This window comes from Vibrio sp. 10N.261.52.A1 (assembly GCF_002876325.1).
In the GTDB taxonomy this organism is placed as follows: domain Bacteria; phylum Pseudomonadota; class Gammaproteobacteria; order Enterobacterales; family Vibrionaceae; genus Vibrio; species Vibrio chagasii.
Genome location: NZ_MCYD01001194.1, coordinates 1 through 1,166, shown reverse-complemented (window position 1 = coordinate 1,166; position 1,166 = coordinate 1). Strand labels below are relative to the sequence as shown.

At 42.8% G+C, this 1,166-nt stretch carries 1 protein-coding gene and 1 pseudogene; both read right to left on the bottom strand.

Going from position 1 to position 1,166, the window contains the following annotated elements:
• A pseudogene (locus BCT81_RS25440) lies at positions 1-273 on the bottom strand (OsmC family peroxiredoxin); the annotation flags it as partial.
• Between the two features lie 82 nt (positions 274-355).
• Positions 356-1,126: an SDR family oxidoreductase gene (locus BCT81_RS25435; RefSeq protein ID WP_010647221.1), complete on the bottom strand. Its 771-nt coding sequence runs from the start codon at positions 1,124-1,126 to the stop codon at positions 356-358.
• Between the last annotated feature and the right edge of the window lie 40 nt (positions 1,127-1,166).

Below are 1,166 nucleotides of genomic sequence, written 5' to 3'. Positions count from 1 at the left end.
GCCAGCCATGCCACCCAACAGGTAATCTTGTGGCGTAGGGTATGCGTTATTGCCAAGAAGCTCTTCTGGTTCACCCACGTCGAAAGTAAAATCTTTAACGATTTCTGTTCCACCTACCTTTTGGTTCAACGTGCGAATTTCGCTATGAACACCGCCTTTCCATTCAGCAACAATGCCGTATTCAGATACCGCTTGTGTTGCATCATCAGTAATAACTTTCGTATAAGCTGATAGGTCTTCTAAGTTAAGGCCATTTAATGGTGCATTACTCATGTTAAATCCTTTAATTATTCTTGTTTATAGTGATTAATATTCATGTAGCGCCTCCCACACCGCGTGGAAGGCGACAAGTAATTTAGTTTCGACCCGCCATCACGCCGCCATCGACATTTAGAATCGTGCCCGTTACCCAAGAAGACTTATTCGATAGTAGATATTCAATCGCGTCAGCAACATCGTCTGTAGAACCAATTCGACCGATTGGGTGGAAATCGTTAAAGCCTTGTAGTGCAGATTCAATCTCGTCTTCAGCGATGAATGACTTATAAATTGTCGACATCACGACTGCTGGAGCCACAGCGTTTACACGTACACCGTGGTCGCCTAGTTCAATGGCCAAGTTTTTTGTCAGTGCATGTAGTGCCGCTTTCTGCATAGAGTAAGCTGAAGAAGGCGTTGCTTTAATTGCTTGATGTGCCCACATAGAACCGATGTTTACAATTGCGCCACCACCGTGTTGTTTCATATTTTTCGCAACGGCTTGTGTAATGAAGAAGAAAGCACGGTTCATATCTAACTGAAGGTCGTAATCTTGCTCAGAATGCTCAAGGAAATCGACAGGTTTGAAGAAACCAGCCGCATTCACCAAGTAGCCAATGTGACGTTTTTCTGCATTTAACTGTTCAATAAAGCTTTGAACAGCAGAAGGGTCGTATAAATCAACCTGAGCAGTTTCAACATGACCATTCGTGGTTGATTCCAGATCCAATTTTGCTTCAGCAAGATTCTGTTTGTCATGAGAGAGAATCATTACAGGCACACCAGACTTAAGCAGTCGCTCTGCTGTTGCTTTACCCATACCAGAAGAACCGCCAACAATTAGTGCAATAGAAGATGTGTTAAACATAATGAAATCCTTAATTTAAAACCTACCTACTAGTAGGTAG

Bases quoted from the DNA above. Each gene is read 5' to 3' on its own strand.
- BCT81_RS25435 (WP_010647221.1), bottom strand. From the start codon at position 1,126: ATGTTTAACACATCTTCTATTGCACTAATTGTTGGCGGTTCTTCTGGT.